Annotated in this window: 27 protein-coding genes; 5 read left to right on the plus strand and 22 right to left on the minus strand. The window is 38.4% G+C overall.

Going from position 1 to position 26,590, the window contains the following annotated elements; all coding sequences use genetic code 11:
- Positions 1–311 precede the first annotated feature (311 nt).
- From QPK24_RS12330 to asnB, 13 genes are all read right to left on the minus strand, one after another.
- Entirely contained in the window at positions 312–806 is a 495-nt protein-coding gene (locus QPK24_RS12330; protein ID WP_285741427.1) for a GNAT family N-acetyltransferase, read from the minus strand.
- A gap of 158 nt (positions 807–964) precedes the next feature.
- Positions 965–1,555 carry a GNAT family N-acetyltransferase gene (locus QPK24_RS12335; protein ID WP_285741429.1) on the minus strand — a complete coding sequence of 197 codons (591 nt, stop codon included), beginning with the start codon at positions 1,553–1,555 and terminating at the stop codon, positions 965–967.
- Positions 1,556–1,728: 173 nt separating this feature from the next.
- The gene (locus QPK24_RS12340) at positions 1,729–1,998 is read right to left on the minus strand and encodes a CD3324 family protein (protein WP_285741431.1); all 270 of its coding nucleotides are present in this window, start codon (positions 1,996–1,998) and stop codon (positions 1,729–1,731) included.
- A 384-nt stretch (positions 1,999–2,382) separates the two neighbouring features.
- Positions 2,383–3,060: an SDR family NAD(P)-dependent oxidoreductase gene (locus QPK24_RS12345; RefSeq protein WP_285741433.1), complete on the minus strand. Its 678-nt coding sequence runs from the start codon at positions 3,058–3,060 to the stop codon at positions 2,383–2,385.
- Positions 3,061–3,188: 128 nt separating this feature from the next.
- Positions 3,189–3,653, minus strand: a complete 465-nt coding sequence (locus QPK24_RS12350) for a hypothetical protein (protein WP_285741435.1) — start codon at positions 3,651–3,653, stop codon at positions 3,189–3,191.
- Positions 3,654–3,990: 337 nt separating this feature from the next.
- Positions 3,991–4,404: a hypothetical protein gene (locus QPK24_RS12355; protein ID WP_285741437.1), complete on the minus strand. Its 414-nt coding sequence runs from the start codon at positions 4,402–4,404 to the stop codon at positions 3,991–3,993.
- Between the two features lie 294 nt (positions 4,405–4,698).
- A complete protein-coding gene (locus QPK24_RS12360) occupies positions 4,699–5,223 on the minus strand; it encodes a phosphotransferase-like protein (RefSeq protein ID WP_285741439.1) in 525 nt (174 codons plus the stop codon).
- 409 nt (positions 5,224–5,632) lie between these two features.
- Complete coding sequence (locus QPK24_RS12365) at positions 5,633–5,989, minus strand: hypothetical protein (RefSeq protein ID WP_285741441.1); 357 nt, start codon at positions 5,987–5,989, stop codon at positions 5,633–5,635.
- Between the two features lie 44 nt (positions 5,990–6,033).
- Positions 6,034–6,714: a nucleotidyltransferase domain-containing protein gene (locus tag QPK24_RS12370; RefSeq protein WP_285741443.1), complete on the minus strand. Its 681-nt coding sequence runs from the start codon at positions 6,712–6,714 to the stop codon at positions 6,034–6,036.
- 166 nt (positions 6,715–6,880) lie between these two features.
- Positions 6,881–7,147, minus strand: a complete 267-nt coding sequence (locus tag QPK24_RS12375; protein ID WP_285741445.1) for a CD3324 family protein — start codon at positions 7,145–7,147, stop codon at positions 6,881–6,883.
- 334 nt (positions 7,148–7,481) lie between these two features.
- Positions 7,482–8,432 carry a hypothetical protein gene (locus QPK24_RS12380; RefSeq protein WP_285741448.1) on the minus strand — a complete coding sequence of 317 codons (951 nt, stop codon included), beginning with the start codon at positions 8,430–8,432 and terminating at the stop codon, positions 7,482–7,484.
- Between the two features lie 411 nt (positions 8,433–8,843).
- Positions 8,844–9,305, minus strand: a complete 462-nt coding sequence (locus QPK24_RS12385) for an asparagine synthase C-terminal domain-containing protein (protein ID WP_285741450.1) — start codon at positions 9,303–9,305, stop codon at positions 8,844–8,846.
- 29 nt (positions 9,306–9,334) lie between these two features.
- The gene (gene asnB / locus QPK24_RS12390; protein WP_285741452.1) at positions 9,335–10,102 is read right to left on the minus strand and encodes an asparagine synthase (glutamine-hydrolyzing); all 768 of its coding nucleotides are present in this window, start codon (positions 10,100–10,102) and stop codon (positions 9,335–9,337) included.
- Between the two features lie 405 nt (positions 10,103–10,507).
- Here asnB and QPK24_RS12395 point away from each other — a divergent pair, with 405 nt between their 5' ends.
- Positions 10,508–10,744 carry a translation initiation factor 2 gene (locus tag QPK24_RS12395; RefSeq protein ID WP_285741455.1) on the plus strand — a complete coding sequence of 79 codons (237 nt, stop codon included), beginning with the start codon at positions 10,508–10,510 and terminating at the stop codon, positions 10,742–10,744.
- A gap of 213 nt (positions 10,745–10,957) precedes the next feature.
- Here the strand turns inward: QPK24_RS12395 and QPK24_RS12400 are convergent, their stop codons facing one another.
- The 7 genes from QPK24_RS12400 to QPK24_RS12430 form a co-directional block, all read right to left on the minus strand.
- Positions 10,958–11,806, minus strand: coding sequence for an AraC family transcriptional regulator (locus QPK24_RS12400; RefSeq protein WP_285741456.1), 849 nt, complete (start codon positions 11,804–11,806; stop codon positions 10,958–10,960).
- A gap of 165 nt (positions 11,807–11,971) precedes the next feature.
- On the minus strand, positions 11,972–12,571 hold the full coding sequence (locus tag QPK24_RS12405; RefSeq protein ID WP_285749291.1) for a DUF2441 domain-containing protein: 600 nt from the start codon (positions 12,569–12,571) through the stop codon (positions 11,972–11,974).
- Between the two features lie 112 nt (positions 12,572–12,683).
- Positions 12,684–13,565, minus strand: coding sequence for a phosphotransferase family protein (locus tag QPK24_RS12410; protein WP_285741458.1), 882 nt, complete (start codon positions 13,563–13,565; stop codon positions 12,684–12,686).
- Between the two features lie 141 nt (positions 13,566–13,706).
- On the minus strand, positions 13,707–14,468 hold the full coding sequence (locus tag QPK24_RS12415) for a helix-turn-helix domain-containing protein (protein ID WP_407083020.1): 762 nt from the start codon (positions 14,466–14,468) through the stop codon (positions 13,707–13,709).
- A gap of 113 nt (positions 14,469–14,581) precedes the next feature.
- A complete protein-coding gene (locus QPK24_RS12420; protein ID WP_285741462.1) occupies positions 14,582–15,175 on the minus strand; it encodes a class I SAM-dependent methyltransferase in 594 nt (197 codons plus the stop codon).
- Between the two features lie 174 nt (positions 15,176–15,349).
- Positions 15,350–16,480 carry a phosphotransferase enzyme family protein gene (locus tag QPK24_RS12425; RefSeq protein ID WP_320416923.1) on the minus strand — a complete coding sequence of 377 codons (1,131 nt, stop codon included), beginning with the start codon at positions 16,478–16,480 and terminating at the stop codon, positions 15,350–15,352.
- A 315-nt stretch (positions 16,481–16,795) separates the two neighbouring features.
- Positions 16,796–17,590, minus strand: a complete 795-nt coding sequence (locus tag QPK24_RS12430; protein WP_285741466.1) for a Cof-type HAD-IIB family hydrolase — start codon at positions 17,588–17,590, stop codon at positions 16,796–16,798.
- 744 nt (positions 17,591–18,334) lie between these two features.
- Here QPK24_RS12430 and QPK24_RS12435 point away from each other — a divergent pair.
- The 3 genes from QPK24_RS12435 (at position 18,335) to QPK24_RS12445 (ending at position 22,401) form a co-directional block, all read left to right on the plus strand.
- Complete coding sequence (locus QPK24_RS12435) at positions 18,335–19,573, plus strand: saccharopine dehydrogenase family protein (protein WP_285741469.1); 1,239 nt, start codon at positions 18,335–18,337, stop codon at positions 19,571–19,573.
- A gap of 1 nt (position 19,574) precedes the next feature.
- Positions 19,575–20,702 (plus strand): carboxynorspermidine decarboxylase, encoded by a 1,128-nt coding sequence (gene nspC, locus QPK24_RS12440; protein WP_285741471.1) that lies wholly within the window; start codon positions 19,575–19,577, stop codon positions 20,700–20,702.
- A 316-nt stretch (positions 20,703–21,018) separates the two neighbouring features.
- Positions 21,019–22,401 (plus strand): SMI1/KNR4 family protein, encoded by a 1,383-nt coding sequence (locus tag QPK24_RS12445; RefSeq protein ID WP_285741473.1) that lies wholly within the window; start codon positions 21,019–21,021, stop codon positions 22,399–22,401.
- A 210-nt stretch (positions 22,402–22,611) separates the two neighbouring features.
- Here QPK24_RS12445 and QPK24_RS12450 read toward each other — a convergent pair whose 3' ends face one another.
- Both QPK24_RS12450 and QPK24_RS12455 read right to left on the minus strand, forming a co-directional pair.
- Positions 22,612–23,682, minus strand: a complete 1,071-nt coding sequence (locus QPK24_RS12450; RefSeq protein ID WP_285741475.1) for a HAMP domain-containing sensor histidine kinase — start codon at positions 23,680–23,682, stop codon at positions 22,612–22,614.
- On the minus strand, positions 23,679–24,356 hold the full coding sequence (locus tag QPK24_RS12455; RefSeq protein WP_285741477.1) for a response regulator transcription factor: 678 nt from the start codon (positions 24,354–24,356) through the stop codon (positions 23,679–23,681). The genes QPK24_RS12450 and QPK24_RS12455 overlap by 4 nt, the downstream gene beginning before the upstream one ends.
- 150 nt (positions 24,357–24,506) lie before the next feature.
- Between QPK24_RS12455 and QPK24_RS12460 the strand changes: the two genes are divergently transcribed.
- The gene (locus QPK24_RS12460; protein WP_285741480.1) at positions 24,507–26,435 is read left to right on the plus strand and encodes an ABC transporter ATP-binding protein/permease; all 1,929 of its coding nucleotides are present in this window, start codon (positions 24,507–24,509) and stop codon (positions 26,433–26,435) included.
- Positions 26,436–26,590: the final 155 nt, after the last annotated feature.

The raw sequence follows: 26,590 nt of genomic DNA on the forward strand, positions 1-26,590 counted from the left end.
TTCTCAGTCATGAAACCCTTTCCTGTGAGGAGTTTGATGATTTACTTTTGTTCCATCAATAATTTACGGATATTGGTTAAATATTACTCTTTCGCGTCACCTTAGTCAAGAAATTCCTCAAGATAACTACCCTTTTGCATAACTAGAAGGAAGCAGCTTCCAACTAGCAAGCCCTCCCTGCTGTGTCCAATTAACCTTCTTTCATTAGTTGAAAGGATGGGGTTTTTTAAACTCATCTTTTGTAATAGTACAAAAGCACCTAAACAGGTAAATTGATAAGCTCCAGCCCAAGCACCAACAATACAACCGACTCATGCAAGATTATTAAAGCGGAAAATAAGTTTATATCCATCGAAGGTTTCCCCAAATTCCTCCACGTAATTGCCATTCGTATATTTAGAAACCGTTTTTCTCCAAAACTTTTGTCCAACAACGTTTTTGGCTGAAGGGTTAGTAAACAGCTCCCAATTCCCTCTGAATTGTTGAAACACCATAGTTGCCGCCAGTTCAGCAATCCCTTGACCTCTTAACGATTGAATTAAAAAGAAATCATTTACAAAATAATCAATTCCTTCATTACAGTACGGAGGGGTCGCTACTCGAACAAACCCCGCTGGTATCCCATTTACTAAAATTAAGTAGGGGAATAGGATACCTGGCGGCTTCTCCCACCAAATATTTTGAACATCGTACTGCTCACTTAATGTTCTGCAGTCGTCATTCTCCTCATAGATCCCATGTGTGTTTGGAAGTCTGTCATAATGGCCGGATAGGTCATATAGGTATAACGGTAACAGGTTTTTCATCACATATGCATTATTTTGTCCGTTAATTGTACGTCAACTTTCATTGTATTTCTCCTTTAATTGGGTGTTGATTTTCCTGAAATTTTATGCAACATATTGTGATTTCGTAATAGGAATATTCATTGTAGCTAAACAATACTGCAGGTCAGCATACCTCTCTAATTACTCACTTTTTCAGAACTCGTGCTGAAGCGAAAGACTAGCATTTCTCCAGCATCAGGATGATGACCAAGTTCTTCGGAGTATTTCCCGTTGGTACATGTGTTAAGTGTTCTACGCCAAAAACGTTTCGCACGTTCGTTTCGTTCTGTGGGATTTGTTTGCACTTCCCATTGCCCTGGCATCATTCCAATAATCTGTCGCTCCGCTTCTTCTCCAACACCCTTTCCTCGATAATTACGTAATAGAAAGAACTCATTCATGTAATAATCGATATAGTGAGGACATGGTATGAAAGGAGAAGTAGCCACAAAAATAAGCCCCGCAGGTATATCATCCACTGTGATAAGATAAGGGAATAATACGTTTGGGTGTTCCCACCAAATATCAAACACGACGCGATTCTGTTCAGTCAAAGTTCGGGTATCGTCATTCTCAAACACCCCATAACGATTGGTCTTGCGTTCCCATATTTCAGACAAATCATGCAGATAAAGAGGATAAATATTATTGATAATGAACTTCTCCTCCATACCGCATAGTCTAACGGTAACATTTAACTTACTTACTTCATGATTAATGAAATCCATTTTGCAACTCCTCCGATTCCGATACTCTCAATCAACGATATCACGGATACCTTAATTCTTTCCTAGCATCAGTATAAGGTGAATATCGCATTCTTTATAGGCAGAGTATTTATCTATACATTTTTTACATAACAAAAAGGCTCATGTTGGTTTTATCCGACATGAGCCTTTTGTTATGCCTGCGTTTTATAAACAATCTTCTTAATGCTGTCATGGGATAGACAGTAGGAACTCGCGAGTTGATCTACATTCATACCCTGCCTGAAAAGCTTCCGAATTTCTGCATTCCGGTTCAAAAGAAATTCACGTTGCCCTGAATCATGTCCCCACTTTTTTCTACATCCTTTGGGTGCGGGGATATATAAAGTCTTGCCTTGTATATATTTTTGTATTTCACGAAGTAAATTTTCTGGTAAAACCTCACTTGCTGAAACATATTTCATTAGCTTCGCCCCTTCATCTAATATCGATGGTAAGTTGCAAAGCCTACATGAGAAACGGTTTCTTGCCGTTCATTCCTTGCTATACGGTAAGAATAATAAGCTCCATGCAAACAACCGCGTTAATGTCATATAGACTTTGCATGGAGCAAGTCTCGAAACCCTGCATCGGTAATTTTTCACAAAGCATAGAATCACTAACACACTTCATATCAATATCCCTCTCTCTGATGATATTTACTTATATAATTATTTCTTCATCACCAAGATGAATCCCTTCTGAAGAAAGGATTAAACCATTAAATCAAACTACTCTGCCGGTAAGCTTAACGACAAGTTTGGAAACATGATCACATGCGTACGCCTATAAAATCACAAGTCAATTTCTTACCATGCTGTTACCGTTTTTCCGTGTTCAAATTTATTCATAAGAAAAGCTAGTATTTTATCGGCTGCATACTCAGGTGTTTTTAACATCTTCTTATTTTCAGTGGCTTCATGCATGTCAGTATCAACCATACCTAACCTAATCGCCATTATTTTAACGTTCAATTTTTCTATACCAATACTTTTCGTAAATGTCTCTAGGCCAGCTTTTGATGTAGAGTAACAACTTCCGCCTGATGACAAATTATAGGATGACCCAGACGAAACATTTAATATTTTTTTCTCAACATTAAATTGCTCCGAGTATTTTATGAAACAAGATGTCAAAATCATCGGTGAAACCAAATTGATGTTCATCATTTGAATTATTGAAGTTGGATCTGTCTCCTCGATAAGCTGATTAAAAACAATACCAGCATTATTGATTAGGTATATTGATTCAACATTTGATGAATCTATCTTCTCGATTATTTTTTTCATGAATTCATCAATTTCGTTTACGTTGTTCAAATCGAATTCGAAATAATCCATCTTATGCTTTTGGGAGTGAGCAAAAGCAATCAGTGATTCATTCTTTTTTCTTGAAATACATAGCAGATGGTGACTTTTTGATAAAAGTTTTCTACAAAGGCCTTCGCCTATCCCACGTGAAGCTCCCGTCAAGATTATGTACTTCACTTTCGATCCCCCCAACCTAATCCAATCTTCAAAAAAAATCAAAGAAAAAACAACCCGTTTATTAATTTTTGCGACGATTTAAAAGTCGAACATGATCTTCCTTGTCAATCGGCATTAGGAAGCCCTTTTTAATACGGTGCATTTGACTGTGTAAGATGAACTTGTCCTTTTGGCTTTCCAGTTCCACCGTAAATAGTCACTGTATAAGCACCTGAAGGAACAAGTGGCATATGATCGTTATTTATGAATTCTACTGTAGCACCTTCTGCAATGCTTTCATTAAAGATAACTGTATTTTTACTGTTGTGCTTTACTTCGACTCTAAAAGAGTGTGCTCCTGTATTTATTGCATCAAGTTTAATGTGCGGATATCCAACTGTCACAAAATAATCTTTCACAGGGTGCACTTCATCACCAATTAAATCCCAAGATAGTATTTGTGTTTCATTAGGTATAGAAGGACTAATTTTAGTAATTTCCTTTCTCTCTTTTGAATTTGTATCTACATTATTTTCCGAAACAATAAAAACTCCAGTAAAGAGTGAAATAGACAATGCAATTGTACTAATAATCACTAAGACTTTGTTTTTCATTACATTTAACATTCCTTTCAATAAACATGCTAAAGAATCAAATACAATACGACCTTACATTAATGTCCTAAACATCTGAATATTCTGAACAGATTGGGGGAACAGGTAGATATCTTGAATTACTGCAAGTGGTTAATGCGATGCGAAGTACAGCCATAATTTTTTATCATACACCTCCTTACATTCGGATGTTCTATATCTTTATAAACAAGCAATAAGCAGGTTAGTTACGCTATCCTGCCCGTTTGCATAACTAAAAAGAGCAACTGCCAACTGGCAAGCTACTCCCTGCGGTGTTCAAGTATCGTTTTTCCTTTAGATTAACGGACTCCATTTTTTAATCCCAATAGTTATCATTCAATATTTGTTGTTTCTCCTTTTCGAAGTCCTTAAAGACTGTCACTTTACACCCAGGACGATCATAATCAAATATACGTACAGGTGAAATGGTTGGGCTGCTTCCATCACTTGCGCAAGGGAAAGAAAGAATTCGAAATCCGTTTTTATTAAAACAATACACTGCAATAAACCAGTGTGTTGCATATGAATACTCACTGACCTGCATTCCCTCATCCCAGTATTCGTTGTTCAAGAGCTTGTAATCGCGCTCACCCATCGGTAATAGACTATACCTTAAAGCATACCATGTTGTGTTATGATGCTTCTTGCGACTTAATCTCACAGTAGTTAGCTTAACATTATGTTTCTGTTTCCAAGGTAACCCCATTTTTTTTCTTAGCCTTTTATTCACGATTTTCCTCACTCTAGTACTTTATTTATGTTCTCAATATACCATTTTATTTAACTAAACTGCCCGTTTGCATAACTTAAAAGGAAGCAGCAAGCTACTCCCTCCTGTGCTACAACTAACGTTTTTTCGTTAGCGTAACAATAAATTTAGATTATAGCATTGAATCCGCTATCTTCTGGATTTCCTGATCATCAAGTGGCCTTCCTGTAAAATCAGCTACAAGGGAGCAGTTGCCAACTGGTAAATAGCTCCCTGCTGTATTTCATCTAACGCTTTTCCTTGAACGTAACGTAATTAACCTTTAGACCTAACACTCAAATACTTTAAAATCAGATCAGCACATTCTTCTGAAGAATTTATGTGTGTGTTGACAGTATAGTCATACTGTATATCTTTTGCCATAATTTTGTTTTGCCAGTCTGACTGATCTTCGGTTCTATCGCCACGTTCAATATTTCTTTGGCGACAAATTTTCAACGGACAGAACACTTCAACAATATAAAAGGGGTACCCCTCAAATATGTTTTTAACTTTTTCATAATGTGGTTTTAACTCAGGTCTTTCTACCAAAATGCCATCGACAAGCACATTTTTACCATGGTCAGAAAATAGTTTGGCGGTATGATACATCATAATAATTGCATCACTTAAATATTTCCAATAATCTTCTCTAAGATAGTTATCGCCAATTGTATTTTCAAAAAGATCGTTTGCAACAACATAAAAAAATTCATCCGATTTTAACTGAATAGCATCTACTATAGATGTTTTCCCTGAACTAGTTACTCCGTTCAAAAACACAATTTTCCCTTTGCTCATCTTTTATTCCCCTATTCGTTCAATATAAATACACTTTAACAGTTTCAATATATAAACAGGGTTGAGAAAACTATTATAATTGAACTATCCTGCCGGTTAACATGATGCTTCTGATGCTTCCCCGTTTTAACTTATTCTAACTCTTTGTGCAAAAACTCTGAGGGATCTTAATAACCACATACTCTTACCTCTATCACGTTCACGTCTTATTAATTCGTTTTTTACAAGTTTCCTTAGCCAAGACAAATCAAATGATATCTAAGCTTAATCCATGTGTCCTAAAATTGTAAACCTTCAAGAAAATAGATCGTAACGAAACTAAAAATTTTGGACCCTTTTAAAATTCTATTTTATCAGATCGTTGATTTACACTACCCTCTCCGGGCTTATTACGAACTAGGATGTAAGATCAGTGATTCATATAATAGGTATATAGCTGCTCGAAGGTTGTAAAGCGTTCGACTTCTCTGCCGACCTTCTCATACTCGTCTAGATATTCATCCATCACTTCAAGGAACTTCTCTTTTATAACTGGTAAATTATTTGCATCAAAGTACCGCATAATATCAAATTTCTTGGTTCCTTTCTCCAGAGTCATTTCATCAAGATACCCTTGTGCTCCATAGATCGAAAGAAAGACGTAGGAAGCATCATTCGTTATAACACTGTTTAAAATTTTATTGCGGTAGTTGCACCATAATTCTTCATATGTTCCCTTCAGATTATCAAAGGTCGGAGCAGGTTTAACAATGAAGTTATCACACATCGTGTTATGTAACCTCTTAACGCTACTCAACATATTAAAAGATGCTATTTGGATATCTTCAATGGTACGAGCCTCGATGATTGACATGTATAAGGATTCGAGGTCATCAGGAACATAGCGCAACGAGGTATCTCGTCCAAATATCGCTTGATTCCTCGTTTGATGCACGTATTATTCATACTTACCAAAGCATGGACTAGATTGTACAGAACGTCGGCAGATGCATGTCGCACTGAACCGATATCTTCACCTAGCATCGTATCGCTGTATGCTTGTTTAGCCAGATTGATCCATTTATTCGCTCGATAAAGACATGCTTCTCCTATGGGATTCGCAAGTGCATCAAGTGCTCTTTGCCTGAAGGCGTTCAATTTCTCTAAATCCTCAGGCTTTGCATAGTAGAGTATTTTGAGATCGGTTAAACTTGATACGTTATGACTCTCCAAGGTGGATTGCTCTTGTATTCTTGAATCCCATGGCGTGCAATAGATGTCATATCCAACGTCGTCTAATATAAAGCAATCAGATATTGCCCATCCCTTTTCTGTATTATTAATGATAATCAAATCAAGATCACTCTTCTCGTGAAAGTCCCCGGTGTTAAATGAACCGGTAAGCCCAATAATTGCGATATCGTCTAGAAAATCTCTTTTTACCCGTTCAATCACCATGTTAATGAGAAGTTTATTTTTACCCAGCAGCTTCTTCTTTATAATTTCGTCCATTCGTAGCACCACCTTCGTATAATCCGGCCGTCTTTCATCACTACAACCTTAACTTGAGTCTATCGATTTAGAGGTGCGGTTACTATGTATAAGTTGATTTAATCCATCTTTGAACAAATGAACAAAATCCGCTAAACTGTTGATACAACCAGTTTAGCGGATTTCATTAGTTCTTTTTATAAACAATTTTCTTTATACTTTCGCAGGACAAGAAATATCGCTCCGCCAATTCGTCTATGCTGACTCCATTGTGGAATAAGGATTTAATCTCCGCGTTTCGAGCAGAGACCTTACTCTTGCTTTGTGTTTTTTCGCCCCATTTTAGATGTGCCTCTTTGGGTTTCGGGATATAAACCAATTCGCCTTGAATGTATTGTTGAATGATACGTAGCAATTCTTCTGGAAAAACAGACTCGGCTTTTGAATATTTCATGGGCCTCACTCCTTATTTAATAAATCAATAAGGTGCAAAGCCAGTTAACAGAATATTACGATTCGTCGTTGGCAAAATGTTTGTTCCTAAACTCTATGCAAAGCTTTGCCATATCCTTAACTGGCTTTGCATAGAGACATGCATGTAAGAACCCCACCCCGATTGTTTTCAATAGTCTCACCTCCATAGAAAACAGATAGCTGCTACCAGCAATTATATCAGAGTGTGTTGTTCAAGTGTTTAACCATGTCCTTTTTAAACTGCTGTTTTTTACTAACGTATTCTCCGTCAGAGAAGCATTTTCAGTACATTTTTTGAAACGTCCGTAAATATCTTAAAGGACGAATTCCTTTAATCCAGGTTCAAAATTTGTTAAATCAGAAAAGCTTTGACCTGTTTCGTTTATCTCCAAGAATCGGTTCATAACAGTATCTTTATCTCCTTCTGTTATCCATAGTGAAGATAAGTATTTTGCAAGACCGTAAGAATTCAGTTTATGTCCGTTATCTAACAAAAGTCCAAACATCCTTAGAGAATCTTCATGTTTTTCTATTCTAGTAAATGAGCATCCCAAATTATTTAGAGCGATGAGTAATGATTGCTTTGAAGTCCGGGGATAGTTTAGTTGACTCCAACTTCCCAACAATGGTGGTACTGATTCAACATTTTCTATCGAGCAAATTTCATCCAAAAGTGTTGGAAGTAATTGATATATACAAGAAATAATTGAATTTATCCCCTCTTCATCTTTATGTAAATAATTCCGTTCCAAGAGTAACGAAAAATATGTAATTTTTGAGAAAAGAAGATTCTGCCAAGTGTCGTCCTCTTGAATTAACCTCAGCATATTTTCAAGAGCAATATCGAGTAATTGTATATTATTTAATTTTAATGAGGATGCCGCAGCGGTCCGATGACTTTCAAAACGCACAGCCCGGTTTTCACGCGATCTATTCGAATGTGTACAGGCGTATAGATACCATTCAGTCCATTCATTGAAATGGTCTGCTAGGGACAAAGTTAATGCTTGGGTACCGTCTGATACTAACCAGTGGAGTTTTTCAGGATATAATGCTGTCTTCCCCCAGTTAACAAACTCTAAGTGATTCTGGTACAAATCATTCGTGTTCCTTAGTAAAGCATAGTTATCGGATAGATTCCAATATACCCAGCCTTCTTCATCTAATGATAGCTTCTTCGATTTCTTGAAATCATGAAGGAGGTCAATTATTTCGATACTATCGTTAGCGTTAACTAGTTGATTGAATTTTTCATAAATATCCATTTTTCCACCAACCTTTTCGAAGGGATATATGGATTATACATACTTATTCAAACTTATAACAGACTGGTAATTATTCCCTTCTTTGGTATAATTAAATTATGGTGAGAGGTAACGCTCATTAGAATCGCAGGTCTGGTCGAATTCATAGCAATCTTCTCACGTTTAGGTTGCCACTTATCTGGCAGTCTTTCTCCTAATTCACAATTATAATTTCAAACAAGGGATTTAGCGATTCATTAAAGCCTCAAAATCATCTGCTCATCACTATAACCATAATAATCATATCTAGATGCATTCCTTAACTTCTTTAAATTCATCATGAACAACTCTTCAGCTATCCTTATTGACTGCATAGTCACTGCGAACCCACAAAATATGCTTTCTTCTGTCCAGTGACTATGCCTTGGTTATTTACAACATGGCACTCTTTAAATGCCTCAGATCTTGTTTTATGAAAAGATTGTACCACACTGAAAAAAAATATATTAACCATATTCGACGTGAGTAGTCGCCTTTATTACTCCGATGCTGGATAAACATCTTTTCGATTATATTGGTATTGAATATCTCTTCAATGCCGCTATATCGTATTTCTTCAAACAATATATCTGAAGCTGGAGTCCTCAGCCAATCACGAAGGGGTACGGGAAATCCTAATTTCGGGCGATTCACTATAGCTTCGGGAACGATTCCTTCCATAGCTTTACGCAGAGCAAGCTTTGTTGTTTTTTTGCCAATCCGATTGGATACAGGTATTTTTTTCGCCGTTTCGAAGACCTCTTTATCTAAAAAAGGTACTCTTAATTCTAATGAATGTGCCATGGACAACTTATCTGCTTTTGATAAAATGTCTCCAGGTAACCAAAAATTCATATCAATATACTGCATTCTCGTCGTAGGATCTAGGTGAACTGTCTTATCGTAAAAAGGTCTAACAATATCCGCGGGATGTAAAAAACTACTATGAGCGTGGAGTCAATTCCACTGGACAAAAAACATCCTCTACTCACATCGCTTTGTAAATGAAGATTTACAGACTCTTTCAATTTCCACTGAATTTCTTCTGCATAGTCTGCTAATGATCTTTCTACTGGTTGAAAATTAGGTTCCCAATATTTCTCGATCTTCATGTCACCATTTGAGCTAACCATTAATCTTTCTGCAGGTCCTAATTTATGAATATCTTCAAACATCGTATCGGGTTGCGGGACATACTGAAAAGTTAAGTAACTGAATAAACTTTGATACTGAAGCTTTCTAGGAACCCCTTGAACCGCAAGTATGCTTTTGATTTCCGATGCAAACAAAAAATTATTCTCGTCTTTGAAATAATAAAAAGGCTTGATCCCGAAATGATCTCTTGCAGCAAAAAGAGTTTGCTCCTTAAGATCCCAAATCGCAAAACTAAACATTCCACGTAAATGATGAACACAGTCCTTACCGTACTCCTCAAATAAATGCACAATGACCTCTGTATCTGACTGCGTATGAAAATGATGTCCCTTTAGCTTAAGTTGATCTCGCAGGGTTTTATAGTTGTAGATCTCACCATTAAAAACAATCCAAAGGGTACCATTTTCATTCGCCATTGGTTGGTTGCCGTCTCGTAAATCTATAACCGACAACCTGCGGAAACCGAGACCCATCGAGAATCGAGCCAAACACCTCATGATCAGGACCTCGATGGTTCATTGCCCCAGTCATTTGTTTTAAGGTTTCTTCTTGTGGTTGCTGTCCGTTATACTTTAATATTCCTGCAATTCCGCACATACTATTCTAGTCCTTCCTATATTAAAGATATAGGATGTAAAGTGCCCACGATTGTTTGAATCAATCACCATTTTTCTAAAAAGATCACTTACTCATCTTTCGCAGTTCAGATCTTCAAATCTGACTCCGCGCTAGTCTTTTGTTCGAGCTACATGCTTGAACTTAGAAATATGAATCCTACAATTAAAGTAGAAGAAGTAATTGGATTAATCCACTTTTTCACAAACCGCTCACTGAAACGTGTACTTAACAATTCACGATTAAGAACATATATTAGTACATATAGAAATAAGGAGGCGTAGAAATTGCCCATTGATAAGGACCTACGAGATATAGAAATTGCCAAGCTTGCTTTTATAGGGAGTTCCATTGCTACATTAGGTGATGGAATCGCTGCGCTAGCTGCCGGATTAGCGCTAGAAGCTTTACAACAGGATTATAAAACCAAAAACAATAATCGTACCGCTTCTATTAAATCAACTAAGAAACAACTTGATCATTTTATTAACGAGTTAGTTAAGATCAGGAATAATGTTGGTTGACATTAACTAAATCCCCAGCTCTTCACCCGTTTTTTATTGCGCAGTATGCGTTAAATGTGACATAAAACCTCCACTTATTTTGTTCAACTCATCTGCCCATTATCATTATCCTTCAAGCAATATTTCCCTAATAAAAAGAGAAAAAAACGTCCACAACGTTGTGGACGCTTTCTCTTTGACTTGGTTATTCAGACCTGCCGTATGAAATAAAAACTATTTTTTCTTTACTGGTATCCAAATCTCCCCTGTATGGTGTCCTGCCGGTCCATAGTACATTTCAAAACTAGGTGCTTCAATCTGTTCATACTCCGATGTTGGAAACCACTCGAAATATATACGATCCCATAGTTTTTGTAAGTCACATTGCGGATCTGAGAAAATAGCCCAGGTTGAAGCAGGAACCGTAAGTTTTGTGAATTTATCGGGGATTTCAAGCCCCTTTGGTAGGTTGTAACATACCATGTACTTAAAAGATTCTCCGTTATCATCATATAAGGCAGCATGCAACATCGTGTCTGTAAAGCGTCCCAACAATTCGTTCATCAGATCAACACTGCCATCCTCATCACATTGTTTACGGAACTCAGGAACTTCAGAAAAAGCTATTTTCCTGTCAGAATTAATGAGACCATAAACTCCAAACATCTCAAAAGACCCTCTTTGTTCAATTCGGTAATTCATTTCGACATCTCCTTTTATTGAAATAGAGAAGGACATTCGAGGATAGGCTTTTAGAGAAACACCTTTATCGCGCGCAGATATCGGCATGATCCCATGAAGATTTTTAAACGCCCGTGCAAATGCTTCTGGCGAATCATATCCATATTTCATAGCTACATCAATAACCTTTGCACTCGTGGTCTGAAGTTCAAATGCTGCGAGTGTCAACCGTCGACGTCGAATATACCCAGATAACGAGACTCCTGTAATAAATGGAAACATTCTTTGAAAATGGTATGTAGAGCAACAGGCTTTCTGTGCTAATTCATCATAGGAGATGTTGTCCGCTAGATTTGTTTCGATATATTCCATGGCGCCGTTCATCCTCTCTAACCAATCCACCCGCTTCCCCTCCCTTCCATATCAATTTATCGTAGATAAGAAATGAATACCTAGCATTTACTGCACGAAAAAGTCAGTATGCCGAAGATAACTCCATCTATTAGTACAACCCCTGCTGCCTGTTACAGCATCATGCAACTACCTGCTACCTGCTACCTGCAAAATTTATAAATTCGCGCAGAAATCCTCAATAATTTCAATCACTTCAATTTTTCCATTAACTAAAAGCTCAGGGAGTTCCTTTTCGGCATTTCCCTTCCAATAGGTTCTAGCCTGTTCAATTTTTACGGAGAAGGGTACTGCATCCTCTTTCGGTAAAAGATTTCCATCACCCTCAAATATACTTCCTATAACACGAAGTTTAACAAGTTGCAATACATTTCGGTTATAGGAATCGAATAGATCTTTCCATTTCCATGCGTCTTCATAGCTTTTAGCAGCGTACAAACAAGATAATCTTGATGGGTATTCAGGATATTCTTGTAGTCTTACCATTTCAACGATAACTTCCCTAATCGCTCTGATTGTCTGTCCAACATAACTTATGGCTACTTCCGCATTTTCTTTATCCATCTTTAAACCGTTAGCTGTATAATGACCATTTAGAATCTGAATAAAGTCCTCGCCTTTGGAATTCAAACGCTCCTTTTCAAAAAAGAAGTGATACAGAGCATTTTTTTGGTTGTCATCAAAGCAGATGAACTGTCCCAAAGTCATTTTTTTCTTGGTAACTAAGTGATATACATAGTATTCGTTATCCTCCATGGTTTCTCCCCTACTACTTCGTTTTCCAACGGCATGATTCAATTCCATACTTTCAATCTCTCGATTCAATTGTCTGGTTATACACTAGGAAAAAGCTTCTTTATCTGCTAGCTCAATAACCTACGGATTTCTGCAATACAGAGATACTTTCCATGAGGAACGCTTTATTTTTATCAATCCCTCTATTTTTACACCAGACAACCGCACTAAAAGCATCGTAAAAAGTATAAAAAGGCAGTATCGTTTCCAAATCGATCATAGGACGAATTGTTGTATACCCTTCTGTGTAAGAAGTTTTACTTTGAGGATTCACTTCCCAGACATATCGATTGATTTTAGTAAAATCTATTTCTGAGGATCCGCCCCGAGCACTTTCAAAATCAATAATTCCAACAACTTCATTATCATTTATTAATATATTGCCTGGTCTAAAATCCATATGTACAACACAGGGACCATCAGGTTGTGGTAAAACGGAAAAGGCACTTTCAAAGTGATCTATACACTTTTCATAAAGCTCTCTTTCAAGCACATCCTTAGCAGGTTCTTTATGCTTTTCAAAGTTATTTTTAATATAGAGTCTCCAATTGTTCTGATTGGATAGTTGAAAACCGTCGGTTCCTTGAGCACCATATCCAGGCATCTTAGTTTCATGCAGCATTGCATGTAATACTCCCATTTGGAAAGCTAATTCATCGTTTATGGTTCCTGTACACGGTATACCCTTTATCTCCGATAAAAGTAAAGCACCTGAGATTATGTCGTCCCCACTCCAGATATCTAACACTCTTGGAACCGGTATTACCTCTCTCAACATTTCTAGCATTCGATATTCGCGATATAGTTTATCTCTGTTATATGGAACCTTCGCATATACCGTTTCTCCATTAGTAAGACTCAGCTTGTATACTTGTGAACTATAAGACTCAGGGACATGATCTATACTTATAACATTCAGGTTAAATCTATCTATAATCGTATGTACTAAGTTCAAATCGCACCTCGTGTATTATGAAATGAAATGGCAACCTATGGATTTCTGCATCTTATTGAGAAAGTCCTGCCTATGAACATAAAAGAAAAAGCAACCGGTCTTTTGATCGGCTGCTCATTTGTTTCGGATCAAGGCGAGATTTTACGAAAAATCAAAGGAAAACGAACTAGGTTTACTTACCACCCTATGAACGATGGAGAACAACCGAGTGGCAATATCACCTTTAACATTAAGCCTGTACCCACCTCGAACCCTATCCACAAAGCCAAGTTCAATGCAATCTATGATAACTTTGTCAAAATTTATGTCCTCGGGTAGACGTGAGCGAAGTATTGAATCCTCTACTGGAGTGAAGTCAGGCTGTAAGTTTTCATTGTTAAGCAATAACTCATATAGCACAGTGATCATATCCGGAGGTAGGATATTCATTGGAAACTCAACTGATTCATTCATTGCTTCAGTAGCTTTGTTTAAAAAAAGCGAGGTAGCGATACAAACTAATCTATCTTTCGCCCATAGCCCTAATCCAGATGGACCTAGCTGGATTTGAGTCAACGATGGATTTGATGCGGGTGTCTGTACATTGAATGATGTGGCAGCAATCACCTCGCCTAAAAAATTGATTTTTTGTTCTTGAGTCATCGTCCGAAGTTCCGTTTGAATTTGAGGCAGCATGGCGTGTAAATTGCTAGTTCTTCCAAGCAAAAAGTCGGTTGTGCAATCAAAGACCGTTGCCAACTCCGTTATAAGGGAAATATCGGGTAAGGAGTCGCCTTTTTCCCATTTAGACACTGCTTGTGCAGAAACATTTAGTAATAGACCTAATTGTTCTTGTGTCATACTTTTGCTGTGACGAAGCTGACTGATTCTTCCACCAAAATGACTAGCATTCGCTTCTATGATTTATAACACCTCCATGAATTTATACTTTAATTATAATTACACTGCTATCTAATGGTATGGAGGTATAGTTTACAACTAAACCATAAGTTGATTTTCTGTATCCATGAGTTGAATCACTTTTTGATTTTACAAATGAAGAAAGCGTATTCAGAATAAACTTCGTACAAATTCTTTTGTTCTAACTGAAAATTGGTTGTTGTTAGATATTCTTCTAACCTTTCCAACAATGAGTATTTTAAATTAGCCATAAACATAAGAAATCCACCTGTATTCAGTAAATCAAAACAGGAATCTAAGCATCTTTCAAAATCTCCAGTTTCTTTGATTGCAGAGCCGATTAAGGTTACAATATCATACTTTTCATTCGTTATTTCCTTATCGAAAATACTTTTACATAACACTTTAGATGGATTAGGATGACCTTCTCGTTGCTGTCTGTAAGCGAATATTTCGCATATATCTTTGTTAATATCAATGCTTGTTAAGTTACCTTTTCCTTTTAGCCAATATCCCAAGTAATCATCCCAATCCCCTGTTCCAATTCCAACATTACATACCTTAATTCCATCCGTGACTGGGAACTCTCTTCTTACGTAATCTCTAGTGATCAATTCAGTATGTATACATTCAGGTGAGGAATTCCATTCACCAGCTTCAGGACTTTTAAGTTCCAGATAATAGTTAAATAATTTGTCATCCATGTTCATTGAGGAACACCTCCATTTGTATTCGATATCTATATCTATTTTCTCTCTTAACATTCCCTTATGAAGTCTCGTATTTAATCAAGCAAACTGCCTGTTAGCTTAACTCTAGGAAATGGTTAGCAATCCGTCGTTTAATAAGAAGGCAACCGACGTTTACCGGCTGCCTCCTATTTATTAATCCATATTTTTGGGTATCTCGCTCTCGCTCAAAGCTGTTAATCGTTCCTCAAACTCAAAGGGTTCTTCGTAAGAATAAATTTGATGAAAGAAGCCTTTATACGGGATATCATCTTCTAAACATTTTATGAGATAGGATAGTTCCTCGTCACATGTCGGTTCCTCACTGGTGTGATGCATTACTTCAAATGCATCAACAATACTTTCCAAGATGTTTACCTGAATAAATAAAGGCAACTTATCCAACATCGAATCTTCGATGTTTGTCTCAGATCTGTACCCTGCGAGGACTGTTTCAAAATAATCATCCATAAACTTTTTGCGTTTACCAGCGTCTGGTTCAAATTGTATCCAGCCTACCCCGCTGATCCAGAGTCCTGCCAGATCAAACATATACCAGCAGTAACATGTATTATCAAAATCATATACGGTTATTTGTCCGGTATCAAAATCAATTGAATAATTCCCATCATTATAGTCAAAATGGTTCATACCGAAAGTCTCTTGGTTTCTCTCTAATCCTTGTAAGGTATTAAGGAGCTCGACTAGTTTCTCCTTAAGCAAAGAGAAGGATTCAGGTATCCGTTTATCGATATACAAGGCATTGTATTTATCAAAAAAGCTATAACGGCGATGGATAGGAGTATATCTTTTTGATATTTGGTGCAATTTGCCCAGGACTTTACCGGAATTATAGTAATATTCAGTAATTGGAGCTCCATCCCGGTACTGATAATTATTTTCGACTAGCATCTTCCCTTTCGCCTTATGAAACAGGGATATAAAATAGCTATGATGATTATGAATGATTTCTTCCAGCAAATTCCCCTTCTTGGAGCTGACAACATTCGAGACACTTCCTCCGTGCTCGAATAAATACCTGATATACTCAAGTTCTCCCAGAAAATCTTCCCGGCTCCTGTCAGGTAAGAATGCAATCCTGAGTATTTTGGAGTCGTTCCCCTCTTTTTCACAGGAGTATACAACATTCCGCCCACCTTCATGTGCCGGAATAAGCTGCATATTGTAACCTTCTAATTCGAACAACTCTGAGGCTAATGGAAGTAAATATTCTTCACTGATTTTAATAACCTTATTATGATTTATACGATCTCCTCCAGCTAACATTTTTGCAACGATGAAATTGCCACAGAGGAAATCCAATTACGAGATAAATCCTCTGTGGACCTAAATAATAACCACCTTGTTTAACATTGTTTGATCGCTCCTTTCAGCTATTCTGCTATAAATTCTACCTCAAAATTCCAGATGATTTCCAGGTAAAATATTTTTATAATCAATTACTTTTAAAATACAAATAAAAACAATTATTCTACCTGGGTATATAAAAAACAGCCGTTTTTATCGGCTGCTAACATGCTTTTGCTTAAGTCCTGACTAAAATAAAGGATCCCCGTTAGTTCAATCACCATCTGCACATCATTACACCATAAACCTTTCGATTGCAACAGCAACACCATCGTTATTATTTGATTCGGTTACATAGGCTGCACAATGTTTAAGTTCGACGATTGCATTTTCCATAGCGATGGGAAATCCGGACATATGAAATAGGCCTAAATCGTTAAAGTCATCCCCAAACACCATTACATTTTCTGAGTTTACACCGATATCATTTAACACCCATTGTACCCCTTGTTCCTTGGAAGCTGACTTATGCATAATTTGAACTAGTACCCCTTCATCGGTTGCGATTACGTTCACATGGTCACCGAATTGTTCGCCTATATCCTTCCATGCATTGCAACCTAGAACCAGTATTTTGGTAGGTGAAAGCGAACTTATATATTCTTTATCCATAACTTGGGGTTTGGGGTCATTTATACGGATACCCAATGGAGCGCACTCGGAGTCAGGTACTGGACTACTTGTATACCACGAATCGTTCACTTCATATGAGATAATGGACTTAGGTGCGCGTAACTCGATGAACTGGCTTATCTGTTGGCTTATCTCTATAGGGATACTAATATGCTGCTCATTCTGCTTCGATTTACATGTAACTAAAGCACCATTGTAATAAACCATATAGTCTACAAAAGGAAATTCTTTCAAAAATTGATCAGCTGCTCTAGGCGGCCGTGCCGTAGCGATAATAATATGAATTCCTGAATCAAAACATCTTTTGACAGCCTGATAATTCCTTGGAGATATTGATTTATCATTACTCAGCAAGGTCCCATCCAAGTCTAGTACAAGTGCCTGAATATTAGACATATGTATCCTCCCAGCATATAAGCTAAATTGGTAAGATCCTACTCCTTATTAAGAGAGCCGTCAACAATAAAGTATGAATTCAACGTTGTTAAAAGTAATAACTAGACTTTTTCTCGGTTACGAGAACCACTTTATTCAAGCAGCAGTTTTCCACATCTTACCCTTATCTAACCCTCATCTGACTCTAAAGTGATTTCAACCTTTTCATCTTTTTTGAAAATTTTTCTTGCGCTATAACTTCAAGCCTGCTACTATGAAGAAGCATTATTTTTGGAAAGCAAATATTCAACTCCTATTTAGGATCTTTCCAAGCAGATAATCTTTGACCACTTTCTTTACTGGAAGTCAAGGCCATACGGACAGCCGGGTCAAATGCCGATTGGCAACTTTGTTGCCTTATTGATTGAGTTAAAAGCTCGAATTTTATAAGTTGGTTACTTTACAACCAGTGCATTTTGCACACAACTTGTGAAACGGTCAATAAGAGTGGTAAAAGTAATTATTTGCTATATAGACTCTGATCCTAACATTGTATAGTTGAATATTAAGAACCTTTCCATGAGACGATTTATTTTATGATTGGCTGATGAACACGCAAGAGGTTTGTCCAGTCATGTTTATTGGGACTTTTCTTATTATTTGACTATATATTGAAGCAAGTGTGATGCGCATGATGCGTGTTTCGCTTGCTTTTTTTGTTGCCGTTTTTACATAAAAATCTAATTTAGAATAGGGGATTGAAAAATGGGAAAAGCACTAATCATTGGCGCCGGCGGCGTAGCTTCAGTAGCAATTCATAAATGCGTTCAAAACAGCGAGGTATTCGAAGAAATTTGTATTGCAAGCCGTACGAAGTCCAAATGTGATGAGCTGAAAGCAAAATTGGATGGTTGCAACACGAAAATTACCACTGCACAGGTGGATGCCAACAACGTAGATGAGTTAATCGCTCTAATTAACGAAGTAAAACCAGATATCGTCATGAACCTGGCTTTACCTTACCAAGATTTAACGATCATGGATGCTTGTTTGGCTACTAAAACGCATTATATGGATACAGCAAACTATGAGCCGGAAGATACGGCAAAATTCGAATACAAATGGCAATGGGATTATCGCGAACGTTTTGAAAAAGCAGGAATTACAGCACTTTTGGGAAGCGGATTTGACCCCGGCGTAACAGGCGTGTTTTCCGCCTATGCACTGAAACACTATTTTGACGAAATCGAATATATCGATATCTTGGATTGCAACGGCGGAGATCATGGTTATCCTTTCGCAACCAACTTCAATCCGGAAATTAACATCCGCGAAGTGTCCGCTAATGGACGTTACTGGGAGAATGGACAATGGATCGAAACGAAACCAATGGAAATCAAACGCGAATATAACTTTGCTGAAGTTGGCCAAAAAGATATGTATCTTCTCTATCATGAAGAGCTTGAATCCCTTGCGCAAAATATCCCTGGACTGAAACGCATTCGTTTCTTCATGACTTTCGGTCAAAGCTATCTCATGCACTTGAAAGCACTTGAAAACGTAGGAATGACTTCCATTGAACCAATCGAATTCGAAGGAAAACAAATCATTCCGCTTCAATTCCTGAAGGCTGTGCTTCCAGACCCTGCTTCTCTCGGTCCCCGCACGGTAGGTAAAACAAACATTGGCTGTATCTTCAAAGGGAAAAAAGACGGCCAAGACAAGACTTACTATGTTTACAATGTGTGCGACCATCAAGAGTGCTTTAAAGAAGTGGGCTCCCAAGCTGTCTCCTATACAACGGGCGTACCTGCTATGATCGGTGCGGCAATGGTCATGACTGGCAAATGGAATAAACCAGGTGTATTCAATGTTGAGGAGTTCGATCCAGATCCATTCATGGAAGAACTGAACAAATGGGGCCTTCCATGGGTAGAAGACTTCAATCCGGTGCTAGTTGATGCATTGCCTGAGGAAGCTAAAGAGTCGGAGCGCGTTCGCTAATATGAGGTTCGAGGAATTACCGACACCCTGTTTCGTAGTCGATGAAGCACTCATTGAAAAAAACCTGAAGATTTTGAACGGCGTTATGCAGCGTACAGGAGCCAAGATTGTGCTGGCGCAAAAAGCTTTTTCTATGACCGCTATGTATCCCCTCATCGGAAAATACCTCAGCGGGACAACGGCGAGCGGATTATTCGAAGCGCGGCTGGGTCATGAAGAGATGGGCAAAGAAACTCATGTCTTTGCCCCAGCTTATCGTGAAGATGAAATCGATGAGATTGTGTCTATTTGCGACCATATCATCTTTAATTCCTTCTCCCAGCTGGAAAAGTATAAGGAAAAAGCCATTGCGGCCGGCAAAAAGATTGGGATCCGGATCAACCCGGAATGTTCAACACAGTTAGGACATGAAATCTATGATCCTTGCTCACCGGGGTCTAGATTCGGAGTCAAACGGGAGGATTTCCTCCCCGAACTGCTTGTAGGCGTTACGGGACTGCACTTCCACACCCTTTGCCAACAGAACTCGGACGACTTGGAGACCACGCTGAATGCAGTCGAAGAAAAGTTCGGGCCTTGGTTGCCGCAAATGGAATGGATCAATTTCGGCGGCGGTCATCATATCACAAGAGATGATTATGATATTCCAAGACTGGAAGCCTGTATTTCGCGGATGCAGAATAAATACGGTTTGGAAGTCTACCTTGAACCTGGAGAAGCAATTGCACTGAATGCAGGCTATATGGTTACCTCGGTGCTGGATATCCATAAGAACGGGATTGAGATTGCCATCGTGGACACGTCAGCAACTTGTCATATGCCGGATGTTCTGGAAATGCCATACCGTCCGCCGCTTATCGGTTCCGGCGAAGCTGGGGAGAAGTCATACACCTATCGGCTTGGCGGTCCTACCTGCCTTACGGGCGATGTCATTGGGGACTATTCCTTCGATCAGCCGCTGAAGTGCGGTGACCGATTGGTCTTCGAGGATATGGCGATCTACTCTATGGTAAAAACGAACACCTTTAACGGAATGCCATTACCTGCGATCGCTGTACAGGACAAAGATGGAGATTGCCGGATCGTGCGCGAGTTCGGTTATCAGGATTTTAAATTCAGACTAGCTTAATGAATAAGAAACGAATAAGAAGCCGTAGCCCTATAAGTAGGGTCACGGCTTCTTTTATCGTTTCTGTTGTTTCTTATGGTAATGTGGCCAGTCATTATAGCACAATATTTCGTTTATACAGCAGGTTTTTTCCTCTCTCTTCTCTCTCCTTGTTAAAATAGCCTTATTTTCTAAATTATCTCGGAATACTTGCCCAACTTTAGTACCTCATTATGGAAAATTATAGTATCCTCTATTATAGTTCTTACTATTTTAAAGGTTGAAGCTTTCAAGAACAAATGAAGCTATTTTCTAAATAATCATCTTGGAGGTAGACATGAAACAAACGCTTATTGAACAACTAAACAATTGGCACGAAGAAGAGGAATACCAGAAAATTGTAGATTTGCTGAAAACTACTCCAGATGTAGAACAAAGTTATGAAGCAGTCTCTCTCCTGGCTAGAGCTTATAACAATTTGGGGCTTTATAAAGAAGCGCTCCACCAACTTGAGAACATTGCTGAAGCTGGCAAACAGGATCCCCTGTGGCATTATCGAGTAGGTTATAGTCTTTATCATTTGAAACGATATGAAGAAGCGGCTCAAGCTTTTCATAGATCAGATCAATTAGAAACCGGTGATCAAAGTACAGAGTACTTTTTAAGACGGAGCTTTCAAAAAGCAGAAAAACAGAAAAGAGAACAACTTCGGCTCGCGAGGAAGAAAGCTTCCCTCAAGCGTGGCGATTACATAGAGAGAAAGCTTCCTTTCTCAGATATGAACCTAACTGATTTTTGGGATGACAGCGAGTATGCGAGAACCTCCTATCAGTCTGATCCGCCTACGGATGAACGAATTGAATCTATTGAGAAAGAGCTTGGTTACAAGCTCCCCTCCTCTTATATCCAACTGATGAAACAGCAGAATGGCGGGATACCGAGAAACACCATTCTTCCAACAGAAGATTCGACCTCATGGGCTGAGGATCATATTGCGATCACAGGCATTATGGGCATTGGGCGCGAGAAAGACTATTCACTATGCGGTGAGTTTGGCAGTCCGTTTATGATAGAGGAATGGGGATATCCTGACATTGGAGTGGTAATCTGTGATTGTCCTTCCGCAGGACATGATGTGGTGATGCTAGACTACCGAGCTTGTGGCAGAGATGGCGAACCTGAAGTCGTTCACGTCGATCAAGAAGATGATTATGAGATTACCTTCTTAGCAGACAACTTTGAAGCTTTTATTAGAGGTCTAGTGAGTGAAGATGAATATGATACTTCTGAGGAAGATAAGCAGCATGATGTAGATAAAGTAATGCACGGGAAATTCTCTCCTCTGCTGGAGGAACTCTGTTCCCGTGTAACCGAAGTAGAACAAATGGAACAGAAAATCCGCAGTATATGTGCACGGATTGTTGAAGAAAAAGGGCATTTTACTTTTCATGCAAATGAATTATCTTATGTGATGTATGATGTACAGTTTTGGTTGTATACGAAGTCATACCCGAACACTAGTCGCGATCAATATGTGTCAGCCTATCAGAACATAATCGCTTTTGGAGGGGAATTCGGGCAAGGTGGATACGCACCTTCCTTTGTTACAGATTGGCTTGATCAACGCATCAAGGAAGGTCGGATTGTACAGAATGATGGGATTCTCCGATTAACCAATTCGTTTACAGAGGAAATAATGAAGCAACTAAATGAAGCTTAATAACAGATTAGTTCAATTTCTAGCAACGAGAAAAAGTCTGCTTCAGATTGAAACCTATAAAGCAGACATTTTTTAAAGGATTTAAGCGGCAGTGGGATGACTTTGGTGTGCTGCCGGAATCATCCCACTGCCGCTTGCTTTTTCTAATATATAGTGAACCATGTATTATCAATTATTTAAATCTAAAGGAAAGAAGACATTGATTTATCTTTATCCTTTTTTTGAATAAAACAAGACAGTAAATATACTGCCGCTTCCCAGCTCACTTTGTACTATAATCTCACCACCGCATAGATCAACGATTCGTTTGACCAAGGAAAGTCCCAGTCCGTTTCCCTTTTTGGCATGAGAAGCATCTCCCTGGAAGAACTTATCGAAAATATGAGCTATCGTTGCCTCATCCATCCCTACTCCTTCATCTTGAATCATAAACCGAATTTCATTATCCGATTTCGTCAGTCTAATATCAATCGAACCGCCTGGGTAAGAAAATTTGATCGCATTATCTAACAGGTTGATCCAAATCTGCTGAATGAATTCTTCGTTCCCGACAAAGGTCACTTCCTCTAAATCTAGATTTACATTCAAATCTTTGACCGACCATTTCGGTTCCATCAAAATAATGGTTCTTCGAATTTGTTCATCCAATCGGAATGGTGCTTGATCAACAACAATCTCTAAATTCTCATATTTAGCTAACGTAAGAACATTGGAAGAAAGCGTCGCTAAACGCTCTGATTCTGCCACAATAATATCTAAATACTCCTGCCTTTCCTCCTCGGTCAAATCATTCTCCTGAAGCAGCTTCGCGAAACCGCGAATAGACATGATCGGTGTTTTAAATTCATGAGAAAAGTTGTTGATAAAGTCACTTCGGAGTGTTTCGATGCTGGCTAATTCCTGCGTCATTTTATTGAAGCTTTCCGAAAGCTCCTCCAGCTCTCCTATTCCCTTAATATCAACCTTTACACTAAAGTCGCCGGCTGCGACCTGGTGAATTGAGGCAATGACTTTACGGATGGGGTTTAAAGCTTTTTTACTTAAGAAAGCGGTTAAGGACGTTCCAATTGCTATACAGATGATAAATAGATTAAATAAACCGAGCAGCGGACTTTCTTCATTCCCCGGTTGATTTTGGGATTCAGAAAACGTAATAACCCCAAGGTAATGCAGCAGTATAGCAATGAGTAGAATGGAAATAAAAGTCGTCACCAACACACCAAAGACTAATAACACTAACGTTATGGTTAGACTTAATCGCTTCTTGAAACGTTGGATCATATCTTGTGCACCACCGCTTTATAACCCAGTCCTCTAACCGTCACAATTTCGAACTCCTGCCAATCCTGAAATCTATTTCGCAGACGGTTTATATGGACGTTAAGCGTATGATCATCGGTTTCTGATTCAAGTCCCCATATTTCCTCCATCAGCTGTAATCGAGTAAAAATGACGTTTGGGTACGAGAGTAATTTAAATAGCAGCTGAAACTCTTTTTGTGGTAACGAAAAGACCTGTTCCTCCCTTGTTACGGTCAATGAATCATAATCGAGCACCACTTTCCCGATCCTCAGTTTATGTTCACTGGCAATCCGCGCTCTGCGAAGCAGTGCTTTAATACGTAACACCATTTCTACTTCATCCACCGGTTTTGTCATATAATCATCCGTTCCAGCAAGGAATCCTTTTCTTTTATCCTCACGTTCCTGTTTGGCTGTCACCATTAAAATCGGCAAATCTCTCCATGAAAGCCGGATTTGTTTTGTCAATTCATAACCGTCCATATTCGGCATCATTAAATCAAGAACGACTAAATCAATATGCTTCTTTTCCATTACATCAAGTGCTTGAATGCCATCCTCCGCCCAATAGGTAGTAAAGCCATGTTGTTTTAACACAGCACACATTAACTTTCTTATATTTTGATCATCTTCAACTACGAGAATTGTAAACAAACGGTTACCTCCATACGATTTGATGAACTTATTTTAACGAAAAAAGATAAATTAAAAATCAACAACCAATGTTCTATCCAGTTGATATTCAGTTTATGTTCAATCCTTACACTCTAAACAAGCAACCATATTAGAAAGTGGAGGAACAGAATGAACGTCTTAGAACTGCATCATATTGACAAAAACTACAAGTTAACTGGCGGAGAACTCTATCATGCTTTGAGAGATATCAGTGTTTCATTTAAGAAAGGTGAACTGGTCTCCATCATTGGTGAGTCTGGCAGCGGTAAATCAACGCTGATGAATATCATCGGCGGATTGGATTCTGATTTTACCGGCAAGCTGTTATTTAACGGCGAAAACATAGGAGAATACAGTGAAAAGCAGCTAGATGAATACCGAAAAAATAAAATCGGTTTTATTTTTCAGAGCTTTAATCTAATCTCCCACCTTTCGATATTGGATAATGTAACGATTGCAATGACTTTATCAAATGTGAGCAAAGAAGAACGTAAGAAACGTGCTGAAAAAATTCTCGAACAAGTCGGCTTGAAACAACACATACACAAAAAGCCGAATCAGCTGTCAGGCGGACAAAAGCAAAGAGTTGCGATTGCCCGGGCCTTAATCAACGATCCGGAAGTAATTATAGCCGATGAACCGACAGGAGCACTTGATTCAGGGACAACCGACCAAGTACTGAAAATCATCGAAGATATTGCCAAACGAGGTAAGCTCGTCATTATGGTTACCCACTCTGACAAAGTGGCAGCACACTCTTCGCGCGTCATCCGTATCGCTGACGGTGAAATTATTGATGACCGTAAAGGCAGAGAACTAGCATATGTAGAAGAAACAGCGGACTCTTCAGACTTCCCGAAAGGAACGAAGAATTTAAGCTTTGCCTCTGCTGTTACATTAGCTTTTCAAAATATGAAAGCGAAAATAACCCGAAATATTTGGGTATCTTTAGGCGCAAGTATCGGGATTATGAGCGTCATTCTCATGCTCTCCCTCGGCGGCGGATTAAAAGCGTATGTGAACCAAACGATTAACAGTATGATCAATCCACTTGTTGTTGAAGTAAATATGGACAATCATACGGAAGAACCTTCCGTAAGCAAGGAAGAGATGAACCCCCTGTCAGGTAATTCGACACCTTTTACAGAAGCCGATCTTGAAACATTATCGAAGATTGAACATGTAGATTCAATGGACAAATCCGTGAACATCATGGGTTTTGGTACCAATTCTATTATCTATGGAGACGAAAGTACTTCTGTGTTATCCATATCGACCATGTCACCGAATGTAACAGACTCGGCACTTCTGGATGGCTCCTTCCCGGGTGACAATGAAATTGTGATTCAAGATGAAATAGCCACTGCGCTTGGCGGTGATATGATTGGCAAGTCTGTCACACTCAAATGGCTCGTAGACGAACAATTTTATAGCGCCGACTTTATCGTCAGCGGGATTGCGAATAACAATTATGTGAACTTTGAAGATTTGGCGCAAGTCTATGCTGACAACGGCAATGAATTACAGCCGACAACTGTTTACTTAGTAACAGATGATGAAAGTCATACAGATGCGATTAAAGCAGAAATAGAGAAATTAGGATACAAAGGTTCTGCACAAGAAGCGATGATGAAGTTATTCAATGATATGATTGATGCCTTGACGTTTGTACTCGCTTCGATCTCCGGTGTATCTTTATTTGTATCAGCAATTATGATTCTGGTCATTCTCTACATCAGCGTTGTAGAACGCACGAAAGAAATTGGTGTCCTAAAAGCGATTGGAGCGAGGAGAAAAGATATTAAGCGGATCTTTGTATCAGAAGCTTTTTTGATTGGATTATTCAGCGGAATGATTGCCGTTACGATCACTTCTATATTAGGCTGGATTGCAAACCGCATTTCTTCCAGCTTGTTTGATATGAATATTGTACAAATGGAAATGAGTTATATTACTTTCGGGATCGTGACAAGCATTGTCATAAGTATGTTATCTGGACTATTACCAGCAAGCAAAGCTGCCAAATTGGATCCTGTTGATTCTTTAAGACGTGAATAAAGAGAAAAACTAGCATGAAGATAGCTCCTTTAGGCATTCTCATTTATAACGGGTGAGGGAAAAACTCTATTTAAGTTCAATGGTACACGAAAACCAGTCGATAACTCATCGGCTGGTTTCATTTTATTTCTTCAAATTTCAATTGTATCTTTAAC

Origin of the sequence: Paenibacillus polygoni (genome assembly GCF_030263935.1) — a bacterium.
Classification (GTDB): Bacteria; Bacillota; Bacilli; order Paenibacillales; family Paenibacillaceae; genus Paenibacillus; species Paenibacillus polygoni.

Bases quoted from the DNA above. Each gene is read 5' to 3' on its own strand.
- QPK24_RS12385 (WP_285741450.1), bottom strand. From the start codon at position 9,305: ATGAATTTTTGGTTACCTGGAGACATTTTATCAAAAGCAGATAAGTTG.
- QPK24_RS12350 (WP_285741435.1), bottom strand. From the start codon at position 3,653: ATGAAAAACAAAGTCTTAGTGATTATTAGTACAATTGCATTGTCTATT.
- QPK24_RS12430 (WP_285741466.1), bottom strand. From the start codon at position 17,590: ATGTCTAATATTCAGGCACTTGTACTAGACTTGGATGGGACCTTGCTG.
- QPK24_RS12435 (WP_285741469.1), top strand. From the start codon at position 18,335: ATGGGAAAAGCACTAATCATTGGCGCCGGCGGCGTAGCTTCAGTAGCA.
- QPK24_RS12380 (WP_285741448.1), bottom strand. From the start codon at position 8,432: ATGGATATTTATGAAAAATTCAATCAACTAGTTAACGCTAACGATAGT.
- QPK24_RS12425 (WP_320416923.1), bottom strand. From the start codon at position 16,480: ATGTTAGCTGGAGGAGATCGTATAAATCATAATAAGGTTATTAAAATC.
- QPK24_RS12375 (WP_285741445.1), bottom strand. From the start codon at position 7,147: ATGAAATATTCAAAAGCCGAGTCTGTTTTTCCAGAAGAATTGCTACGT.
- QPK24_RS12335 (WP_285741429.1), bottom strand. From the start codon at position 1,555: ATGGATTTCATTAATCATGAAGTAAGTAAGTTAAATGTTACCGTTAGA.
- QPK24_RS12340 (WP_285741431.1), bottom strand. From the start codon at position 1,998: ATGAAATATGTTTCAGCAAGTGAGGTTTTACCAGAAAATTTACTTCGT.
- QPK24_RS12405 (WP_285749291.1), bottom strand. From the start codon at position 12,571: ATGGAGGATAACGAATACTATGTATATCACTTAGTTACCAAGAAAAAA.
- QPK24_RS12365 (WP_285741441.1), bottom strand. From the start codon at position 5,989: ATGTGTGATAACTTCATTGTTAAACCTGCTCCGACCTTTGATAATCTG.
- QPK24_RS12460 (WP_285741480.1), top strand. From the start codon at position 24,507: ATGAACGTCTTAGAACTGCATCATATTGACAAAAACTACAAGTTAACT.
- QPK24_RS12450 (WP_285741475.1), bottom strand. From the start codon at position 23,682: ATGATCCAACGTTTCAAGAAGCGATTAAGTCTAACCATAACGTTAGTG.
- QPK24_RS12445 (WP_285741473.1), top strand. From the start codon at position 21,019: ATGAAACAAACGCTTATTGAACAACTAAACAATTGGCACGAAGAAGAG.
- QPK24_RS12360 (WP_285741439.1), bottom strand. From the start codon at position 5,223: ATGAGCAAAGGGAAAATTGTGTTTTTGAACGGAGTAACTAGTTCAGGG.
- QPK24_RS12370 (WP_285741443.1), bottom strand. From the start codon at position 6,714: ATGGACGAAATTATAAAGAAGAAGCTGCTGGGTAAAAATAAACTTCTC.
- asnB (WP_285741452.1), bottom strand. From the start codon at position 10,102: ATGAGGTGTTTGGCTCGATTCTCGATGGGTCTCGGTTTCCGCAGGTTG.
- QPK24_RS12420 (WP_285741462.1), bottom strand. From the start codon at position 15,175: ATGAACATGGATGACAAATTATTTAACTATTATCTGGAACTTAAAAGT.
- nspC (WP_285741471.1), top strand. From the start codon at position 19,575: ATGAGGTTCGAGGAATTACCGACACCCTGTTTCGTAGTCGATGAAGCA.
- QPK24_RS12330 (WP_285741427.1), bottom strand. From the start codon at position 806: ATGAAAAACCTGTTACCGTTATACCTATATGACCTATCCGGCCATTAT.